Raw genomic sequence first — 18,360 nt, forward strand, 5'->3', positions numbered from 1 at the left:
AAATATATTCTAAAATAAGTTAAAGGCGCTTTATAAAGCGCCTTTAATGTATGGATAAGCATTATTTAACAGGATTGTCTGTGCTTTAGCATTTGGATGAATCAGATCCTTTTGCATCAATGTTTTATTACCGGCGACACCCTGCATAAAGAAGGGCAATAACTTCACCTTATATTGCTGACTCACCACTTTATAATTATTTTCAAAAGCCTTGCTATAGGCCTGCCCGTAATTAGGCGGCATTTTTATGCCAAAGACGATGACCTTGGCCTTGGCTTTCTGGCTCTGCTGAATCAGGCTGGCTAAATTTTTTTGAATCATTTGCGGTGGTTGTCCACGTAAGCCATCATTGCCACCTAACTCAATCACCACAAGGTCTGGACGATGCGTCTGCAGCAATTTTGGCAGTCTGGCCAGTGCTCCGCTGGTGGTTTCACCGCTGACACTTGCATTGACCACTTTATGCTGTTTCGGATACTGTTGCTCTAAACGCTTTTGTAATAAATGTACCCAACCCTGCTGGGGCTGGATACCATAACCTGCACTTAAACTATCACCTAAAATCATAATCGTCTTTGCTGAAACCCCAAGAGGTAACAGGCACAGACTGAGCAAAAAAAAGTAAGGCAATAGCCGAGTTTTCTGATTAAGATCTTTCATATAGGACACGTATGATTCAAAGCAGCAACGATTCGACCATCATGCCACAGGCTATTATTTCTGCCCAGAAATTGACACAAAAGATACAACTTTCACAAAAACAGCTCACCATTTTTGAGGATCTTGATCTGGATATTCAGGCCGGAGAACAAGTGGCAATTACCGGTCGTTCCGGTTCCGGAAAATCCACATTACTGGGTATTCTGGCGACACTGGATCAGGCAAGTTCAGGTCAGCTTATGGTCTGTGGCGAATCAGTGTCTAACTTGAATGAAGAACAACGTGCACTGGTACGTTTAAGAAATATCGGGTTTGTCTTTCAGTCTTTTCAGCTCTTACCGCACCTGACTGCACTTGAAAATGTAATGCTGCCATTACGTTTGCAACCTGGTTTTAAATATGCAGAAGCTGAGCAAAAGGCGTTGGCATTACTACATAAAGTTGGTCTGGATCGACAGACGCAGCAAACCCCAAAAGTATTGTCCGGGGGAGAGCAGCAACGTGTAGCCATCGCTCGTGCACTGGTTAGTGAACCAAAAATCATTTTTGCCGATGAACCCACGGGTAACCTCGACGGCGAAACTGCCAAAGAAATTGAACAACTACTCTTTCAACTGAATCGGGAACTGGGGACGACTTTGGTGCTGGTCACGCATGACCGCAAACTGGCGCAGCAGTGCCAGCGGCATTTTGAATTGCTGAATGGCGAGCTGATTGAACATCCGAGTGGAGGATGAAATGAATCCGTTATTTCGTCCTTTACTGACGCAAAGCTTTAAAACGACCGGGATTTATCTGCTGATTATTGCCTTAACGCTGGCGATCAGTGCGACTACTGCACTCAAGTTCAGTAACGAGCAAATCCAAAATGCAGTCGCCTTACAGGCAGCAGAAATGCTGGCTGGTGATCTGGTGCTTTCAGATAATGAGCCTTTGCCAAAGCAGTGGCGTGATCAGGCCAAGCAGCTGGATTTAAAGCAGTCAGAAGTCACTTTCTTTAGCAGTATGGCCTATACCGATGCGCAGTTTGTCATGGTCAATGTCAAAGCCATAGATCAGCCTTTTCCTTTGCGTGGTGAACTGCGGGTGCAACCGGCAAAAAAATCGATTCAGTCTGGTGAAATCTGGCTCAGTCCACGAGCCATGGATTTGCTCAAAGTCAAACTGGGGGATCAGCTCAATATTGCCGATGCGGCGTTTAAAGTCACCGCCAAGATTGAACAGGACTCCAATCAGGAACTTGGATTTTCCGGATTTTCGCCGACCGTAATTATTTCCCAGGCAGATGTCGCACGAACCAATGCGATTCAGGTAGGGAGCCGGATTGAATATCGTTTACTCATGGCTGGCCGTCCAGACGACACCCAACAATATGAAGCTCTGTTCAAGCAGCAGGTCAAGTCAGCAAACGGCTCGGCTGAAACCCAAGCGGAAGTGCAAGGACAGGAATTTGAGGAGCAAAGCAGTCTCAGATTGCGCAATGCTAGTGAAGGCAATACCCGCTTGATGAAGCCGATTGCTAATCTGGACACTTTCCTGCAACTGGCCAATATTTTGACCATTCTATTATGCGGGATTGCCATAGCCTTAACCGCACAGCGTTATGTGCAGCAGAATCAGGATCATATTGCCTTGATGCGTTGTATCGGTGCCACCAAGCAGCAGATTCTGTCGGCTTATCTGGCTTTACTCGGGATGGTGCTGTTAATTGCGATGCTAATTGGTACCGTGGTCGGGATCAGTCTGGGTTATGGACTGTTGCAATTGATGTTGCAGCTGATTCCAAATTTGCAGATTGAATTTTCAGCCCTGGCAATGTTGCTCGGACCATTGCCAGTCGCGATGCTGACCAGTGCCGTGGTGTTACTCGGCTTTGTCATGCCAAGCTTGTTGCAATTGCTGAATACCCCGCCAATTCGGGTGATCCGCCAGCAGGAAAAATCAGTGCAATCCATGCTGTGGATGCTGCTGACTGGAACGCTCAGCCTGATTATTTTTAGTGTGATTTTGACTGAAAACTTGCTGCTGACCGCCTGGGTGATTGGCGCGATTATTGTGTTATGTGCAGTGCTGTATCTGACGGTATGGGGGATGTTGAAACTGCTGCGGAATATGAAGTTGAATCTGTCAGCCTATGTACGCACACCTTCTCAGACTGCTTTGCAGATTACGGCTTTAGCCTTGGGCTTGAGCCTGATTACAGTCTTGGCAGTCTTGCGTACTGATCTGCTGGATCGCTGGCAGCAACAGTTACCGGAAGGTACGCCGAACCAGTTTGTTTATGGTTTACCGCCTTTTGATATGCCAGACCTGAAAGCTCAACTTGAGCAGAATGGCTGGAAAAGCACGCCACTGTATCCAAATGTCCGTGGGCGTCTGGTCGCCAAAAATGATCAGCCTTTTGCCGAGGAACTGGTGAAAAGTAGCAATACTTTAAGACGTGAGCTGAATCTGACCCAGTCAAACCGCTATCCTCAGGATAATGTGATTGTCAGTGGTGACGCGGTATTAAAACAAGTCGGCACCGTATCGGTCGAAGCCAATACTGCTGAAGAGTTAGGGATCAAAATTGGAGATAAACTCAGTTTCAGCCTGCCGGAAGGGATACTGGAAGCTAAAGTCGTTAATCTAAGAACCGTCGAATGGGAAAGTTTTAGTCCCAACTTTTTCTTTATCTTTGCACCCAATACCATGGATGCCAATGCCGGCAGTTATCTGGGCAGTTTTTATGTCCCGGAGGTAGATAAGGGCAAACTGGTGTCTGTGATCCAGCAATTTTCCAACACGGTGTTTATTGATGTCAGCCTGATTCTGGAAGAGATCAAACGCATTGTGAATGTGCTAGTGCAAATCGTGACCATTCTGGCAGTACTGGTCAGCATTTCCGGTTTTCTGGTACTGATGGCCTGTCTGAACCTGTTGATGGATGAGCGCAAACGTGAAGTGGCTTTGCTTCGATCATTCGGTAGTTCCAAGCAGAAACTGAAAACCATGATGAGTCTGGAAATTGGTTTTATTGGGCTGTTTGCCGGAATAGTTTCCTGCCTGTTTGCCGAAGTGATCAGTGCGATTGCCAGTTATAAAATGGATTTAATGATTCAGCCGCATTGGGAAATCTGGATTATCTTGCCGATCTTTATGACCACTTTATGTGCGCTGATTGGCCGTTATCGCCTGAGTTATCTGTCAGAGATTCCACCCTTACAAAGCTTGCGTGAGATGAATCAATAAGATTCATCTCCGTGATTTTTAAACTGGCTGAGAGTTAAAGTTTTAGTTGCTGTTGCATCATTTCCAGAATCTCTTGCCACAGTGGGCGAATGGGTTCAATCAAGGCCAAGTTATGTTGATAAAGCAGCACACAAAGGCCGAAACCAATCAGCAAGGCAATCAGATTGAACAGGTGACTACGCTGCATTTTTTGACCGATGTACCAGAGCAAGGTGAGAAAAGCCCCCATCAGCATGCCGCCAATATGTGCGGCATTGTTGATTCCGCTGATCATAAAGCCCAGCGCGAGGTTTAGACCCATCACCATCACCAGGGTTTTTTTATCCAGGATAAAACGTTGCTGTGGCAGCATCGGCAATAAGGCCAGCACCGTCAGTGAAGCCCCGAGTCCCATCACGGCACCGGATGCGCCGGCACTGACTGCAGGCAATAAATCGGGATTGGCCACACCGCCTTCAATCAGGTTATAGCTGTCTTGAATATTCATATAGCCACTGAGCAGGCTGCCCATTAATCCGGCACACACATACAGGCCAATAAAATACATCCGGCCAAACAGTTGTTCGGCAACACTACCAAAAATATACAAGGCCCACATATTCAACATCAGGTGAATCAGGCCAAAATGAAAAAACATGCTGCTAAACAAGCGCATGGGTTCCGCTAAATAGGTTAAAGGTGCATAATCGGCACCCCAGAGAATAGCGTCTCGGGTACTCGGCTGGCTAACATCCATGCCATGCATGGCTTGCCAGCCAAATAATCCAACATTGATCCCGATTAAAATGGCGGTGATCCACCAGAGATGCATTTCAAGTTTGCGATGTTCGACAGGGGGAGAGTATTCAGACATGCTATTTTTTTGCTGTGATTGTATATTTCGAATAAGCTTAACACGAAAAATTAAATTTTCAGGAGTAACGCACTGACATGAAAGCCTTTCTGATCCGCACGATGCTTGTCATCGTCAGTGTGATTCTACTGGTTCAATTGTGGATCTTTGCCAGTCTGGCCTGGTGGCGAACAAATCCGGTGAACACCACCATGATGATGCGGATTGATTACTGGACAGAACCTTCCAAAGCGATTCAGCATCAGTGGCGTCCCTATGACGAGATCAGCCTGAATCTGAAACGTGCCATAGTCACTGCAGAAGATGGAAAATTTATTCATCACCATGGTTTTGACTGGGACGGAATTCAAACTGCGCTGAATAAAAACAGAAATCAGGGCCGTGTAGTGGCCGGTGGTTCGACAATCTCCCAGCAATTGGCGAAAAACCTGTTCCTTGTCAACAAGCGTTCATTTGTACGTAAAGGTCAGGAAGCGGTCGCGACCTGGATGATGGAGCGCATGTGGTCGAAAGAACGGATTCTGGAAGTCTATTTAAACTCGATCGAGTTCGGGGATAATATCTACGGCGTTGAAGCAGCGGCCAAACATTATTTTGGTAAAACCGCGCAAAGCCTGACCCGCGATCAAGCCATCTTTCTGGCTGCCATTTTGACTAATCCGAAATATTTCCAGGATCATCGCAATTCCTCTGCATTAAATGCTCGTAAGCGGATGATTCAGCGCTATATGCGTTATGCAGAATTACCTTAATTGATGATTTGAAGAGAAAGCCCAATTATTTGGGCTTTTTTTTATGAAATTGTCATCAATTTGAAGCATACTTGGAGGGATAAGCACAATTTTAAATCCGCATAGGTTTGATATGAATACGGCAGCCAGCACAACTTCAGCACAGCCCGAATATACATATAATGATCGTTATATTAATCGCGAACTGTCTATCCTAGACTTCCATTTACGTGTCCTGGAACAGGCTGTCGATCCTTTACATCCATTGCTCGAACGCATGAATTTCCTGTTGATTTTCTCGCGTAATCTGGACGAGTTTTTTGAAATCCGGGTCGCAGGAATGATGGAACAGCTGGATCTGGATAATGAAAGTCGGAGTCCGGATGGCTTGACTCCAAAGCAGGTTTTAGAACAGATTTCTAAAACAGCACATGCCGCCATTGAACGCCAGTACCGTATTTTAAATGAAGAAATTTTGCCAAAACTGCGTGAGGAAGATATTTGCTTCTTGCGCCGTGGTGAGCTGACTCCGGCACAATCTGCCTGGATTAAAAAATATTTTCAGGAGCAAGTGGCGCCGGTTCTCACGCCGATCAGCCTGGACCCTGCGCATCCATTCCCACGGTTGGTGAATAAATCACTGAACTTTATTGTCACATTGGAAGGGAAAGATGCTTTTGGCCGTCAGATTGATCTGGCTGTGGTACCCGCACCGCGTTCACTGCCACGCGTGGTACGTTTACCGGATGAACTGACCGATGGAAAAGAACATCATGTGATGCTGTCGGCGATTATTCATGAGCATGTGTCTGATCTGTTCCCGGGGATGACGGCGACTGGCTGTTATCAGTTCCGTGTTACCCGAAATGCCGATTTAGCCTTGAATGAAGATGTTGAAGATCTAGCCAAGGCACTCAAAGGCGAACTCAGTTCACGCCGTTTTGGCCGCGCCGTGCGTCTGGAAGTGACAGAAAATTGTCCGCAGCATATTTATGAATATCTACTGAATGAATTTGATCTGGACGACGAGCAGCTTTATAAAGTCGCGGGCCCGGTCAATCTGGCACGTTTGCTATCTAACTTTAAACGTCCGCATTTACGTTATGACTCGCATACTCCCATCATTCCTAAAGTACTGAAAAAATCTGAAAATATTTTTAGTGCGATGCAGAAACAGGATATTTTGCTGCACCATCCTTTTGAATCTTTTGCGCCGGTCATTTCATTATTACGTGAAGCGGCACGCGATCCGCAAGTGCTGGCGATCAAGCAAACCTTGTACCGCAGTGGGCCAGATTCTGAAATTGTGCAGGTACTGGCTGAAGCTGCCCGCAATGGCAAGGAAGTCACCGCAGTGATTGAATTGCGTGCACGTTTTGATGAAGAATCCAATATTGCGGTGGCCAATGTCCTGCAAGAAGCGGGTGCGGTCGTGGTCTACGGCATTGTTGGTTACAAGACTCACGCCAAGATGATTCTGGTGGTGCGCCGGGAAAATAACAAACTGGTGCGCTATGTGCATCTGGGTACCGGTAATTATCATGCCGGCAATGCACGAATCTATACCGATTATGGTCTATTAACGACAGATAAAGATCTGTGTGAAGATGTGCATCGTATTTTCCAGGAATTGACCGGTATGGGGAAAATGGCCAAGCTGAAAAAGCTGCTACATGCGCCATTTACCTTGCATGCCCAGTTACTGAACTATATCGATAATGAAATTGCCTATGCTCAGGCAGGGAAACCGGCGCAGATTATTGTCAAAGTCAATGCGCTGACCGAAATGCAATTGATTAACAAACTCTATGAAGCCTCTCAGGCCGGAGTACAGATTGACCTGATTATTCGGTCGATTTGCAGTTTGCGTCCGGGTTTGCCGGGTCTGTCGGAAAATATCCGGGTGCGTTCAATTGTCGGGCGTTTCCTGGAACATACCCGCGTATATTATTTCAGCAATAATGGCAATTCACGTATTTACTGTTCAAGTGCAGACTGGATGGATCGTAACCTGTTTAATCGGGTCGAGGCCTGTTTCCCGGTCGAAGATGAAGCCTTGAAAAAACGCATCTATCAACAAGGTCTGTTGAATTACCTGAAAGACAACCAGCAATCCTGGTTATTGCAAGGTGATGGTACCTGGCTGCGGGCACAGCCAAAAGAAGGTGAAAAACCACATAATGCACAACGTATTCTGTTAGAGCTGTTTAAATAAGTTTAAGTATTTAAAGAGGCTGAATATTCAGCCTCTTTTTTATTTCGAACATACAATTGAACTGTTTAAGCTGAGTCTGATCAGTTTTCGATAGATGTGTTTGACCTGACTATACATCTGATAATCTTTCATCTGAAGCTGGTTTTGTCGTTCGGTTTGCGATTTATGCTGACTCATTACTTGTAATAACTGTAATTCAGCGAAGTTGAGACAGGCTTTAACGCTGGGCTGGTGCAGGAGATAGTCTGCCAATTCAGTATGAATGTAGGCTCCACTGCGCAAGACAGTTTTTAGACTATCAGCGAACTGGGGTAATGAATCATGATGCTGCATATAGCTATCTGCGCCGGACAGCAAGGCTGAATAGATCAGTGCTGTGGAATGAGTATTGAGTATGGCAATAACGGGCGTATCTAGGCTTTGCTGTTTCAGCGGACGGATCACACTGATCTCTGAAGTTGTTGCTGCATGATAAAGAATCAGGTTGGGCAGATGTTCAGTAATCATAGACTGTGCAGACAGCATATTGTCCGCATACAGCAGCATATCTGGCTGATAGCCCAGTTGCAGCAGCACGGTCTGGATTTTTGACAGGTCGAGTCCAGTCGGTGAATGGATCACTAAAACTGGTGCAGGCAAAAGGCTAGCCAATAAAACGCGATCCTGTAGATGCTGATAGAGAGCTATACTGTGAATCAGGCAGATGCAAATGCCTATCCCAAAGAATAGTGATTTAGCTGAAATGTAGAGATTCTAAGTTTCTAGGCGGACTGGATGCATTCAATTCAAGATATAAAAAAGGAGCAACATGTGCTCCTTTTTATTATCTATAGATCAGGCAGCATCGTGCTGAGTGATTTTCTGGAAAATCTGTAACAACACATCAAACTCGCTTTGCAGCGGTGTGCTTTTACGGGTTACCAATGCCAGGGTACGACTTGGGGCTGAATCGATCGCTTTTACCTGAATCTCAGGATTGCCTTTAATCATATTGGTATGGATCGCAATTTCAGGCAGCAGGGTAAAGCCCAGATTTGCAGACACCATTTCGATTAAAGTCGGCAGTGAGCTGGCTTTTAAACGGTGATCATTTTTACGCTCACCAATCGGGCAGGCACTCAAGGCATGATCACGCAGGCAATGACCTTCTTCAAGTAACATCAGGCGAGACAGATCCAGATCTTCTAAAGAGTTTGCTTGTGCAGCATGCTGATCAGATTTTTGGTAAACCAGATACAGATTCTCTTTGGCAATTTCAGCAACTTTCAGACCACGGGTGTCGAAAGGCAATGCCAAAGCCACCATATCCAGGTTGCCATGTTCCAGCTTTTCTACAATCTTTTCACTTTGCGCTTCATGCAGATGCAACTGGATTTTTGGTAATTGCTTATGTACTTCATCCAGCAGTTGGGACAACAGGAAAGGTGCAATTGTTGGAATGACGCCGAGATGTAGATCACCGGTTAAAGGTTCACTCATCTCACGACTTAAACGCATTAGGTCCTGAGCATCGGCCAGTAGAACACGTGCGCGTGCAACCACTTGTTCACCAAGAGGCGTTAAACGAACATTCTGGCGGTCGCGTTCAACAAGTACGCCACCGAGTAAACGCTCCAGCTCCATGATGCCGCCAGACAAGGTTGACTGGGTGACAAAGGAGCGGCGAGCAGCTTCTGTAAAGTGTAGCGTCTCTGACAGTGTTACGAGGTATGACAGCTGTCTTAGGGATGGTAATGCAGCCATAGTGTCCTAATGTTTATGATTTAAAATGATCAGCAAATAATTCGCTAAGATATGGAATAAAATGCGGTGGGATATCATGCCCCATTCCATCAATTAATTCAAATTTAGCCCCTGAAATTGCTTTCGCAACGGCCTTGCCATGGCTAGGAGGCAGCAATCGATCTCGAGAACCATGGACTACCAGGGTTTCTTGTTTGATTTGCTTGTCCAGTTGCAGCAATGAGCCTGTACATAATATTGCTAAAAACTGTTGAAGTACACCAGCAGGATAGTAACTTCGCTTATATAATTTACGGGCTGTCTGCACCGCTTCCAAATGATTAACATAACCTGGCGAGCCGATGATCTTAAACAGTTTCAAACTATGATCAACAATGCCATCTTCATCTGTTGAAGCCGGTTTGTCAATCAAACTAAAGAGTTGCTTAGGGAAGGGCGGTGGCAACATCGGCTGGTTATTACTGGTAAACAGTAAGCCCAGTTTTTTGACTTTGTCCGGATAACGCGCTGCCAGAATCTGGGCAATCATACCGCCCATTGAGGCACCCAGCACATAGACCTGTTCCAGCTGCATTTTTTCAATGAGCAGGCTGACATCTTCGGCCATATCATACAGATCATAAGGTGCACCCTGATTACCCAGACCCAGCACAAACCGGCTCATCATTTTTAGGGTATTCAGGCGTGGACCTTTGTGATGAACTTTTGAAGACAGGCCAATATCACGATTATCAAAACGGATGATGTGATAGCCATTGTCAATCAGTGACTTGCAGAAAAAGTCAGGCCAGTACAGCATTTGCCCACCCAGCCCCATAATCAGTAAAATGGTGGGATGTTCCGGATTTCCACCAACCTCGACATGTAACTGGATCCCATTACCAAGATCAACCTTGGTTTCATGCATGAACGAGGTATAGGGGGAAAGATTAAACTGTGCTGCGCTGTACATGGTCGCTGTCCTAATTAAAGGATATTTCGTTTAAAAAATATCCTTGCTATTAAACATCTAAACCGCAGCAGGAATCAAGTCAGGAACCTGCTTGGTCAAGGTCAGACGCTGTTTGGCTGCAGTGGCGCCCAAAAGCACAAAACCACGTAAGGTGCCGTTAGCATCGAACGCTTTAGCCAGCATGCCATCGTCAAACTCTTCAGTTTCCCAAGTAACATCAATATCAACCGGTGCAGGCAATACTGTTAAAGGTGCAGCAGGCGTTTTTACTGCCACCGGCATAGCCGGATAATGCACGGCAGTATGTTCGCCATTTAAGGTTTTTGCCAAAGCGCGGGCTTGTTGCATGATCGGCATGACATAGGGCAATAAGGTTCCATTGACCTCGGCACAGTCACCCACAGCATAGATGTCGGCTTGGTTGGTTTCCAGTTGTGCAGTGGTTAAAACTCCGCGACTGGTGTGTACATCTGCCTGTTTCGCCAAAGAAATATTTGGCTGTAAGCCCACCGCAGACAATACTACATCTGCAACCAGAGACTGACCATTGGCCAGCGTGACCAGATAATCACCATTGTCCGCACGAGAGACTTTTTCGACTGTTGTGCCCAAGACAAAGTGAATGCCGGTTTCTTCAAGATTCTTCTGGAAGGCAGTAGCAACATGTTCTGGCAATAAACGGCCAAGCGGCTGAGGTGCCAAATCAATGACTGTAACCTGATGATCGGTATTTTGCAGGTCATTGGCAAATTCACAGCCAATCAGGCCTGCACCTAAAATCACCACACGTTTGTCTTCACGTGCTGCCAGGTTGCTACGGAAAGTTTTATAATCACTTAGATTGTTGACGACATGAATGTCATCGCTGGCATCACCGGCAATCGCCAGACGTACCGGATTGGCACCGATGGCTAATACCAGTTTGCTATAATGTTGCGTGCTTTCTTGGCCATCTTTTTCCAAAACCAGTTGATGATCTTCCGGATGAATCGCCTTAACCCAAGTATGCTGTTCAATGCGCATATTCAGCTGTGCCGACATTTTAGCCGCATCGCCTAGTGGAATTTGTTCAGGTGCTTTATTGCCGGCCAGAGCGTTGGAAAGCGTCGGTTTGGCATAATTGACCGCATCATCCGCACAGATCATCAGCAATTCATGTTCTGGATTGAGTTTACGAAATTCACGTGCTACGGCATAACCCGCCATACCTGAACCAATAATGACGATAGGATGCATAGTTGTTTCCATATGGTAGAGCTCCATGCTGTATAAATGATTGAAAGGCATAAAAAAAGACCATATGGATATGGCCTTTAATTGGACGTGATTAGACTTCGATCATTTCGAAATCAATTTTAGACACGCCGCAATCTGGACAGGTCCAGTCATCGGGGATATCTTCCCATTTGGTGCCTGCCACGATCCCGTCTTGAGGCCAACCTTCTGCCTCGTCATAAATCCATCCACATACGATGCATTGAAACTTTCTCATGTAACTCTCCAAAACTGAGCAACTGTAGGCGTCAGCTTAAAATCCATAAAAGGCAAGACTCTAAAAGAATATGACTTTTTAACAGTGAACATATTTGGCTAAATTTTTACGCAGTTCTATTCAGAAAGTAAAGTGAATAAAAGCTTAATCAGCGAAATTAGCAGCAGAATAGACGACACATTCCTCATTTATCTGAAAATTACGCCAATCAGCTTTTCTGGCGCAGGTGGTTAAAGGATAAAAAGCTGAGGATGGTAAAATGAGCGTTTATCTTGGGGGGATAGACCAAAGTCGTGCAGTAAAAACTTGAGTTTTTAGGTAATTTAAAATCAGTAAAGTCCGGATTAAATATTTCTAAAATAAATCAATATAATAAAATCAATATCTTGTAATTAAACGTCGGGTTTTTATTAGGCAGCTTGGCTTGTTCGTTTCACTCAAATAGGTTTAAAATTCCCATATTCCTATTCTTTTTTTAAGATCTCCCATGAGCAATTTGTCTACTTCTTTGTGGTCTCACATTCGTACGGTCCAAGATTTTCCAAAACCAGGAATTTGCTTCTTTGATTTGACTCCACTTTTCATGAGCAATATTGGTACATTGACTGACGCTTTGATTGCCAGCATTCCTGCTGACAAACTGGCAGAAGTAGAAAGCTTTATTGCGGTTGAAGCGCGTGGTTTTGTGTTGGCAAGCTTGTTGGCACAACGTACAGGCAAAGGCTTATTGTTGGTGCGTAAAGCAGGCAAATTGCCACCTCCAGTGGTCGGTGTGGGTTATAGCCTGGAATATGGTCTGGATCGTTTAGAAATGTCTGCGAACGTTCAGTCCCAGAAAGTAATTATTGTGGATGATGTTCTGGCAACCGGCGGAACCTTAAAAGCAGTGAATGAACTGGCTCAAAAATGTCAACATGAAGTACTTGGCGCAAGTATCTTCCTTGATCTTCCTGACCTGCATGCTGAATTGGGCTTGGATATCTGGTCAGTGTTGGATGATAAATCTCAGCCTGAAGCGGCAGTTGCTTAAGTCATAAATTAAAAAAAAGCCCCAAAATTGTGGGGCTTTTTTATTGCCTGATAAAATGATCTTCGATTTCCTGAATCAGCATATTAATCTGTTCAGGGTGTTCCAGACGATGATGGCCGCCATCAACTGCCTGAATTTGCATATAGTCTTCAAGTTGTGTCTGAACCGCATGCATATCCAGAATTTCATCTCCCAGCTCAAGATAGGCAAACTGAGGAATGTCATGCTGTAAATCGTGATGTCCAATCGGCGGATAATCATCGCGGAAGTTAGGCTGCAAAATGGGATTGGCCACTACACAGGGAATTTGATACGCCTGTGACATTTTCAATGCCCAATAACCGCCAAGACTGTGGCCGACCAGAATATCCGGTTTGATGGTTTCAATCATCTCATGATAAAACTCGGCGACCGAACTATAACTCAGATTTCGGTAATCGACATCGATACAGTACTTGTGTACCACCTCAATGGCGTGGAACTTGGTGGATTCTCTGGAGGAATCTAAGCCATGTAAAAACAAAATCTTAGACATAGTTCATTACTCATTTTTATGGGACATGCCATATTGGTTATTTGTTGATTGGCACATCATCTTCAATCTGAGCGTCATTGTAGAACGTCTAGGTATACAAGGCAGTTAGCTATTGGTCTAAGCCGCAGTTTTGCAGTGCAATGATTTTATATAAGACCTGTCTGTTTTAGACTTTAATCCCAAATGAGAGCAGCAGGGTGTTGCAAAAGGTTGAAGAAAGGCAATTTAAAAGAGTGACAGACGGGCTGAACCGAATGGTGTAAATAGCGGGATAGTGGATTCTTCCAAAGAAAAGCCGGTTCCTGAGAGTGTTTACGCTACGATTTGAGAAGGATTTCTGCTATTCTATGCAACTTCTATTTTTTAACTAATCTTATTCGAGGCAGAGATGACGCAAACTAACGCTCAATCGACTTCTGAACAAATCATTTCCGAAAACGATTTAATTGCACAGCGTCATGCCAAGTTAAAGCAAATCGAAGCTCAGGCACAAGAAACAGGTAAGAGCCCATGGCCGAATACCTTTAAGCGTGAGCATTATGCCCAGGATTTACAAGACCAGTTCGCTGATAAATCTAAAGAAGAAATTGAAGCAGGCGAAAAGGTCTACGTCAAAGTTGCCGGTCGTGTAATGTTGAACCGTGGTTCATTTATCGTGATCCAGGACATGACAGGTCGTATCCAGCTGTATGTGGCGCGTAAAGAACTCGCTGAAGATGTGCTGGCTACCATTAAAGGTCTGGACCTTGGCGATATCATTGCAGTCGAAGGTTATATCGGTCGTTCGGGTAAAGGCGATTTGTATGTACATATCGAACATTTTGAATTACTGACCAAATCATTGCGTCCACTTCCAGACAAGTTCCATGGTCTGAACGATACTGAAGTGAAGTATCGTAAACGTTATCTTGACCTGATCGTTAATGAAGAAACACGTAAAACTTTTGAAATTCGTGCCAAAGTTGTGGCGGGTATCCGTGCCTTCCTGACTGAAAAGCGCTATATGGAAGTTGAAACGCCAATGATGCATGTGATTCCAGGTGGTGCATCAGCACGTCCTTTTGAAACACATCATAATGCACTAGACATGTCATTGTTCCTGCGTATTGCGCCAGAGCTTTACTTGAAACGTTTGGTGGTTGGTGGTTTTGAACGTGTGTTTGAAATTAACCGTAACTTTCGTAACGAAGGTGTTTCTACGCGTCATAACCCTGAATTCACCATGATTGAATTCTACCAGGCGTATGCAGATTACAAAGACTTGATGGAATTGACCGAGCAAATGCTAGAGCGTCTGGCGATTGATATCTTGGGTACGACTGACGTGCCTTATGGCGATGAAGTGTATAGCTTCAAAGGGCCATTCAAGAAAATTTCAATGTTCGATGCGATTCTGGAAAATAACCCGCAATTTACTCCTGAAAATGTCAATGACCGTGAGTTCCTGGCAAAATTCCTTCAGGAAGAATTGAAAGAGCAAGTGAAGCCAGGTTTTGGTCTGGGCAAACTGCAAACCATGGTATTTGAAGAAACCGTAGAAACCAAATTGCGTCAGCCGACGTTCATTACTGAATATCCAGCGGAAACTTCTCCATTGGCACGCCGTAATGATCACAATCCACACATTACCGACCGTTTTGAATTCTTCATCGGTGGTCGTGAGTTGGCAAATGGCTTCTCGGAATTGAATGATCCAATCGATCAGGCTGAACGTTTTCAAGCACAGGTTGCTGAAAAAGATGCTGGTGATGATGAAGCTATGCATTACGATGCAGACTTTGTCGAAGCACTGGAATACGGTCTTCCTCCAACAGCAGGTGAGGGTATTGGTATTGACCGTCTGGTGATGATCTTTGCCAATGCAGCAAGTATCCGTGATGTGATCTTGTTCCCGCATATGCGTCATAAAAATGCTTAAATTCTGAATTAAAAATAACCCACCATTGTGTGGGTTATTTTTTGTCGATACATCTAAAAGCTTGAGTAAAAAACAACAGTTTAATTGTTGAAAATTAACATAGGAGCGATTAAGGTGAAGCAGAAAATAAACTTGAGAATATTCATCCCATGTTGCTAAAAAAACATTATTGAGTGTATTACTGACTACGCTTGCGCTTCCTGCTTTTGCTCAAGGTCTGGTTCTAAATGATGCAAATTTGCGTACTGACCTGAACTGGTTAAACCAGCAAGGAGTCATTCAAATCAGTACCTCAACCTGGCCACTGAGTGGGGATGAAATTCAACGAGCTTTATCAAATGCGCAGATCAGCAATATTGTACAGCAGCGTGTGATCGATTCGGTTCTGGCTAAAATAAAGGCAGATAATCAACAGCTAAAATTGGGTGTATTTGCAGAAACCGATCAAAAAAATATTCCACAGGCTTTCGGGGATCAGCAAAAAGCACAATATCAGGCAGCTTTAGAGTTTAATGCTGGCAGTACAAACTGGGATGCCAAAATCAGGGTGAATGCTGAAAAAGATCCACAAATTGATAATGATCAAGATGTAAATCTTGAAGGTTCTTATCTGGCGGGGAAACTTTGGAATCAATGGTTGATTGCTGGGCAGATTCCAACTTATTGGGGGCCAGGCCATGATGGCAGCTTAATTCGTGGTGATGCCAGCCGTCCAGTCTATGGCTTTACAGTTCAACGTGCAGAACAGACAGCATTTGAAAATAAATGGTTATCTTGGATTGGGCCGTGGCAATATCAGGCTTTTGCCGGTCAACTCGATGACTATAGCGCAGTTCCAGACGCCAAATTGATTGGTTTGCGTGTTACAGCACAGCCTTTACCTTATTTAGAGCTTGGTGCCTCGCGTGCGATTCAGTGGGGTGGTGAAGGACGACCTGAAAGTTTAAGTTCGCTGTGGGATGCTTTTGTAGGTAGTAAAGATAATGGGGGTACAGATGAACCAGACCCATCTAACCAGATTGCCGGTTTCGATGCGCGGTTAAATTTATTTTCTCTTACCCAAATTCCGGTGGGTCTATATGCTCAATATGTAGGAGAGGATGAGGCTGGGGGCTTACCTGCAAAAAAAAAATGTATTTGGCTGGAATCGACTATTCTGCTAGTTTGAGAAATATGCCATACCAAGTTTATGCAGAATGGGCAGATACCCGTACCAATGGTAAAGCTCAAGGGATTGCTTATAATCATACGAATTATACAGATGGTTTTTATCAGCATGGTTATCCTCTAGCACATGCTTTAGGTGGTGATGCGCAGATGATTTCCGTAGGTGGGGATATTCGTATTGCTTTTAATGATGAAATTAAAGCATCGGATTTGACCTGGTCGCATTATATCCGCCCAGAAATGCCGCTTAAAATTAATGCATGGATCGGTGATTCACAAGTGAAGGGTCGAGATAGCGGAGTTTCTTTAGGTATCGAAATACCGTTAGAAAAAGGCTTGTTCAGTTATTAATTCTGAGCCATGATTAAATCCTGCTTGAAAGCAGAATTTTTTTATCATTTTAAAAAACTATAAACAAAAAAAACGCAATGATTGGGGTTGTCATTGCGTAGAAAAAGGAATGTCTTTCAAACTACTTCATTAACTGTGGAGAGAGTTAAATCTGATTCCTTACTGAATACAATCATAATAGGATGCATTCTCATATGACTCATCAGTATTCATGTTAATACATGTTAAATAAGGTTAAAACTATGAAGATTATGTGGGGATATTTGCATCATTTTTGCGCAATTTTAGCTTAAACAAAAAAGCTCTTCATCAGAAGAGCTTTTAAGAGCAATTTTTTCTAATTAAAAATGGAATACACCGAGGCCAGATTTAACTTCATCCAGTGTCGCCTGGGTAATATCGCGACATTTATCCGTACCGGTTTTCAGGATATCCATGATGTAATCGGGATCTTTAGCCAGTTCAATACGACGCTCACGAATTGGGCCGATCAATTCTTTTAAAATACTTTCCAGACGTTTTTTCACTGTACCATCGCCTAAACCACCACGACGATAATGGGCTTTGAGCTCTTCCAGCTCTTCTTTATTTGGGTCAAAGGCATCTAGATAAGTAAATACCACATTGCCTTCGACCTGACCTGGATCTTCAATACGCAGATGATTCGGATCGGTATACATTGCATTGACGGCTTTCTTAATATCTTTATCTGTCGCATCCAGCACAATGGTATTGCCCAAAGATTTCGACATTTTTGCTTTACCATCAAAACCAGGTAGGCGACCAACATTGGAAAGAAGTGCCTTACATTCTGGTAGCAGGTCATGACCAATTTGACGGTTTAAACGACGCACGATTTCGTTGGTCTGTTCGATCATTGGAATTTGATCTTCACCCACAGGAACAACCGTTGCCTTAAATGCTGTAATGTCAGCAGCTTGAGCCACCGGGTAGCACAAGAAGCCGGCTGGAATATCACGCTCAAAACCACGCATCTGGATTTCAGATTTAATGGTCGGGTTACGCTCAAGACGTGAAACAGTCACAAAGTTGAGATATAGCATGGTCAGTTCATTTAAGGCAGGTAAGCATGACTGAACACAAATTGTGGTTTTAGTTGGATCAATACCGACAGCCAGATAATCCGTCGCCACTTCAATAATGTTACGACGTACTTTTTCAAAATTGTCCGCATTATCAGTTAGGGCTTGAGCATCGGCGAGTAACAAGTGTTGATGGTGAGAATCTTGCAGACCTACACGAGAGCGTAATGAACCCACAAAGTGGCCGAGGTGGAGTTGTCCGGTAGGACGGTCGCCCGTCAAGATCACTGGACGATTATCTTGATTACTCATTATCTATTCCAAAGGGTAGTCAGTACTACAGCTGTATTTTAACGAATGGCAACATTGTACGGCATTCTGTTTTTGATTGTCAGCCAGAAAAAAAGCTGTCGTAAAAAAATCTTATAAATTAAACAAG

At 44.3% G+C, this 18,360-nt stretch carries 15 protein-coding genes and 1 pseudogene; 7 read left to right on the forward strand and 9 right to left on the reverse strand.

Features of this window, described 5'->3' with window-relative positions; translation table 11 throughout:
- Positions 1 to 30: 30 nt before the first annotated feature.
- Positions 31 to 660: an arylesterase gene (locus tag G4D73_RS13745; protein WP_005104662.1), complete on the reverse strand. Its 630-nt coding sequence runs from the start codon at positions 658 to 660 to the stop codon at positions 31 to 33.
- An 11-nt stretch (positions 661 to 671) separates the two neighbouring features.
- Between G4D73_RS13745 and G4D73_RS13750 the strand changes: the two genes are divergently transcribed.
- Both G4D73_RS13750 and G4D73_RS13755 read left to right on the forward strand, forming a co-directional pair.
- Positions 672 to 1,397 (forward strand): ABC transporter ATP-binding protein, encoded by a 726-nt coding sequence (locus G4D73_RS13750; protein WP_191111963.1) that lies wholly within the window; start codon positions 672 to 674, stop codon positions 1,395 to 1,397.
- A gap of 1 nt (position 1,398) precedes the next feature.
- Entirely contained in the window at positions 1,399 to 3,891 is a 2,493-nt protein-coding gene (locus G4D73_RS13755; protein ID WP_213687004.1) for an ABC transporter permease, read from the forward strand.
- Between the two features lie 34 nt (positions 3,892 to 3,925).
- Here G4D73_RS13755 and G4D73_RS13760 read toward each other — a convergent pair whose 3' ends face one another.
- Entirely contained in the window at positions 3,926 to 4,744 is an 819-nt protein-coding gene (locus G4D73_RS13760) for a rhomboid family intramembrane serine protease (protein ID WP_004730296.1), read from the reverse strand.
- 77 nt (positions 4,745 to 4,821) lie between these two features.
- On the opposite strand from G4D73_RS13760, the gene mtgA reads away from it, so the two are divergent.
- Positions 4,822 to 5,496: a monofunctional biosynthetic peptidoglycan transglycosylase gene (mtgA, locus tag G4D73_RS13765; RefSeq protein ID WP_004279409.1), complete on the forward strand. Its 675-nt coding sequence runs from the start codon at positions 4,822 to 4,824 to the stop codon at positions 5,494 to 5,496.
- A gap of 112 nt (positions 5,497 to 5,608) precedes the next feature.
- Positions 5,609 to 7,690: a polyphosphate kinase 1 gene (ppk1, locus tag G4D73_RS13770; protein WP_005246972.1), complete on the forward strand. Its 2,082-nt coding sequence runs from the start codon at positions 5,609 to 5,611 to the stop codon at positions 7,688 to 7,690.
- A gap of 39 nt (positions 7,691 to 7,729) precedes the next feature.
- On the opposite strand, the gene G4D73_RS13775 is transcribed toward ppk1, so the two are convergent.
- The 5 genes from G4D73_RS13775 to rubA all read right to left on the reverse strand — a co-directional run bounded on the left by G4D73_RS13775 (position 7,730) and on the right by rubA (position 11,877).
- Complete coding sequence (locus tag G4D73_RS13775) at positions 7,730 to 8,341, reverse strand: DNA-binding response regulator (protein WP_213687005.1); 612 nt, start codon at positions 8,339 to 8,341, stop codon at positions 7,730 to 7,732.
- A 183-nt stretch (positions 8,342 to 8,524) separates the two neighbouring features.
- Positions 8,525 to 9,433, reverse strand: a complete 909-nt coding sequence (gene oxyR / locus G4D73_RS13780) for a LysR family transcriptional regulator OxyR (protein ID WP_004279412.1) — start codon at positions 9,431 to 9,433, stop codon at positions 8,525 to 8,527.
- Positions 9,434 to 9,446: 13 nt separating this feature from the next.
- Positions 9,447 to 10,385: an esterase EstB gene (gene estB, locus G4D73_RS13785; protein WP_004646272.1), complete on the reverse strand. Its 939-nt coding sequence runs from the start codon at positions 10,383 to 10,385 to the stop codon at positions 9,447 to 9,449.
- 57 nt (positions 10,386 to 10,442) lie between these two features.
- Complete coding sequence (gene rubB, locus G4D73_RS13790; protein ID WP_213687762.1) at positions 10,443 to 11,621, reverse strand: rubredoxin reductase RubB; 1,179 nt, start codon at positions 11,619 to 11,621, stop codon at positions 10,443 to 10,445.
- Positions 11,622 to 11,712: 91 nt separating this feature from the next.
- Positions 11,713 to 11,877, reverse strand: coding sequence for a rubredoxin RubA (rubA, locus tag G4D73_RS13795; RefSeq protein ID WP_004646274.1), 165 nt, complete (start codon positions 11,875 to 11,877; stop codon positions 11,713 to 11,715).
- A gap of 487 nt (positions 11,878 to 12,364) precedes the next feature.
- Here rubA and G4D73_RS13800 point away from each other — a divergent pair, with 487 nt between their 5' ends.
- On the forward strand, positions 12,365 to 12,907 hold the full coding sequence (locus G4D73_RS13800) for an adenine phosphoribosyltransferase (protein ID WP_213687006.1): 543 nt from the start codon (positions 12,365 to 12,367) through the stop codon (positions 12,905 to 12,907).
- Between the two features lie 40 nt (positions 12,908 to 12,947).
- On the opposite strand, the gene G4D73_RS13805 is transcribed toward G4D73_RS13800, so the two are convergent.
- Complete coding sequence (locus tag G4D73_RS13805) at positions 12,948 to 13,442, reverse strand: YqiA/YcfP family alpha/beta fold hydrolase (RefSeq protein WP_213687007.1); 495 nt, start codon at positions 13,440 to 13,442, stop codon at positions 12,948 to 12,950.
- Positions 13,443 to 13,830: 388 nt separating this feature from the next.
- On the opposite strand from G4D73_RS13805, the gene lysS reads away from it, so the two are divergent.
- A complete protein-coding gene (gene lysS, locus G4D73_RS13810) occupies positions 13,831 to 15,360 on the forward strand; it encodes a lysine--tRNA ligase (RefSeq protein ID WP_071850582.1) in 1,530 nt (509 codons plus the stop codon).
- A 169-nt stretch (positions 15,361 to 15,529) separates the two neighbouring features.
- Positions 15,530 to 16,878: pseudogene (locus G4D73_RS13815) on the forward strand (capsule assembly Wzi family protein).
- 341 nt (positions 16,879 to 17,219) lie between these two features.
- Here the strand turns inward: G4D73_RS13815 and trpS are convergent.
- Positions 17,220 to 18,233, reverse strand: coding sequence for a tryptophan--tRNA ligase (gene trpS / locus G4D73_RS13820; protein WP_004279419.1), 1,014 nt, complete (start codon positions 18,231 to 18,233; stop codon positions 17,220 to 17,222).
- Positions 18,234 to 18,360: the final 127 nt, after the last annotated feature.

It is taken from the genome of Acinetobacter sp. WY4, assembly GCF_018438165.1.
In the GTDB taxonomy this organism is placed as follows: domain Bacteria; phylum Pseudomonadota; class Gammaproteobacteria; order Pseudomonadales; family Moraxellaceae; genus Acinetobacter.